Source organism: Paenibacillus sp. AR247 (assembly GCF_002968895.1).
GTDB lineage: Bacteria > Bacillota > Bacilli > Paenibacillales > Paenibacillaceae > Paenibacillus_AQ > Paenibacillus_AQ favisporus.
The window spans coordinates 272,025-274,163 of the sequence record NZ_PCZT01000009.1 but is presented as its reverse complement, the minus strand read 5'-3'; the positions used below and the strand labels follow the sequence as shown (position 1 = coordinate 274,163).

Sequence of the window (2,139 nt, the reverse complement as noted above, 5' to 3'; positions counted from 1 at the left end):
GATTCCTTCAGCGCCTCCGGCAGCTCGCGAAAGAAGGACATCATGATGATGACGTTAAACACGCTTAATAAGTCCGGGATAATATACACGGCGAACGTGTTCATCAAGTGCAGCTTTTTAATCAGAATGAAGTAAGGAATGAGTCCGCCTGAGAAATACATCGCAATGATAAAGATGAGAAAATAATAGTTTTTGAACATGAGTCCCTTATGGGCGAGACAGTAGGCAACCAGTGCAGTAAAAGCAAGGCTGGATACGGTGCCGATCAGCGTTCTGGCAATCGTGACTCCGTACGCTTTGATTAGCTGGTCATTGGAGAAAACAGCCTCATAGTTATCCCATGTAAACATGCGCGGCCAGAAAAAGATCCCGCCCCGCGAGGCATCGATGCCGTTATTCAGCGAAATAATGAGCGAATAGTAGAATGGGTATATGGTAGCGATCATAACCACGATCAAGATGGCATACACGATGCCGTCAATCACGTAATCTTCCCTGGTACGTCGAAATCCGCGTTTCATCGTTTATTCCCCCCGGTTAGAAAAGTCCAACGCCAGACGCCTTTTTGGCGGAATAATTGCTGACGAGAATCAGCGTGAGCGAGATCACGGATTGAATCAGGCCGATCGCTGTCGCATAAGAGTATCTGCCTTGAGCCAGGCCCATTTTTAAGGTATAGGTCTGGATGATCTCCGAAACGCTGTTATTCACCGGATTCCCCAGCAAATACGCCTGCTCAAAGTTGGATCCGCCCAGCCCGCCACCGAACAGGTTACCTAATGCCAGGATCAGCACAACGATAATGGTTGTTTTAATGCTGGGAAGCGTCACGTACAAGATCCGCTGCATACGTCCCGCGCCATCCACGACCGCTGCCTCATGCAGTGTGGGGTCGACTCCGGCTATGGCCGCCAGAAAAATGATCGTCCACCAGCCCATCTCCTTCCAAATATCGCTGAGCACCAGCATCGGCCAAAAATACGAAGCGCTCGCCAAAAAGGATACCGGTTTATCGATTAGACCAACGGCCATTAGCAGCTGGTTAATGACACCGTTTTGCGAGTTCAGGAAGGAGAACAGCATGCCCGAGACGACGACCCATGATATAAAGTGGGGCAGATAGCTTGCGGTTTGCGCGAAGCGCTTCAAGCCTTCTTTCCTTACTTCATTCAGCGCTATCGCAAACAGGATCGGAATCGGAAAAGTAAACAGGATTTTCAGCAGACTGATGACCACCGTATTGCGGATAATCTGCCAAAAGCTGATGTCATGGTAAAACTCCGAAAACCATTTGAATCCGACCCATTCACTGGTGAAAAATCCGGGAATTCCAGACGATAACTTGAAATTCTTGAAGGCAATGATGAGCCCGACCATGGGCACATAGGCAAAAACAAGCAGATACGCGATACCGATCAAAACACTTATTTGATAGAACTTTTGCTGTCGAAGCCTTCTCCACACCCGTTTCGCAGAGCCCGAATTCGCAAGCACTTCCGATTGATGATTTGCAGGCAAGCTCCCCACCTCCTGGACTCAGAATCCAATACCGATCATCGATTATTCCACATGTCCCGCATGCTATGCATGCACAAAAACGGATCCCTCTTCCATCATCTGTTTGGATTTCTCCAGGCTGCGTCCTTCCCATAAGGCGGTAATGCCCTCAGCCTGAACGTCGGCGAAGAACTGATCGATTAGCTCCTGCCGGTTCGGGACATCCTGCGGCATGGCGGACAGCTGCACGTAGCGAATCGGAAGCCTGGCAACATGAACCCGGTGCAGGATCTCCTCGTCATCGGCAAGCATTTCGGCCCGGTCGAACAACGCCGCCGCTTGCTCGATCAGATCCTTCGACAAATAATCGCTCGTCGGCGGATCGTAAATTCCGGTGTGGATATGCTCCCGCTCCACTTTGTCATGCAGCATATCTATATATTGGCGCAGCGGCGTTGCCGCCATGCCGTAATATCCGGTCAGAAATTCATCGATCGCCGTATCGACGTCGCTTTCCGGATTCCAAAGCAGCTTGGATAACACGTATGCCCTCAGTTCGGCAAATTCGCCGCCGCCTCCCTTTTCGTAGCTGCCCTGCTCGAAGATACCCTTCACATGATTGCGAATGAAAAATTGGATGTT

Annotated in this window: 3 protein-coding genes; all 3 read right to left on the bottom strand. The window is 50.2% G+C overall.

The genetic code is table 11. The annotated features are described in order from the left end of the window. On the bottom strand, window positions 1-521 hold a 521-nt coding region (locus tag CPT76_RS37160; protein ID WP_181152753.1), incomplete at its 3' end, for a carbohydrate ABC transporter permease. A 16-nt stretch (window positions 522-537) separates the two neighbouring features. Next, window positions 538-1,527 (bottom strand): ABC transporter permease, encoded by a 990-nt coding sequence (locus tag CPT76_RS09150; protein ID WP_374954632.1) that lies wholly within the window; start codon window positions 1,525-1,527, stop codon window positions 538-540. A 54-nt stretch (window positions 1,528-1,581) separates the two neighbouring features. Next, on the bottom strand, window positions 1,582-2,139 hold a 558-nt coding region (locus CPT76_RS09145; RefSeq protein WP_181152752.1), incomplete at its 5' end, for a DUF4838 domain-containing protein.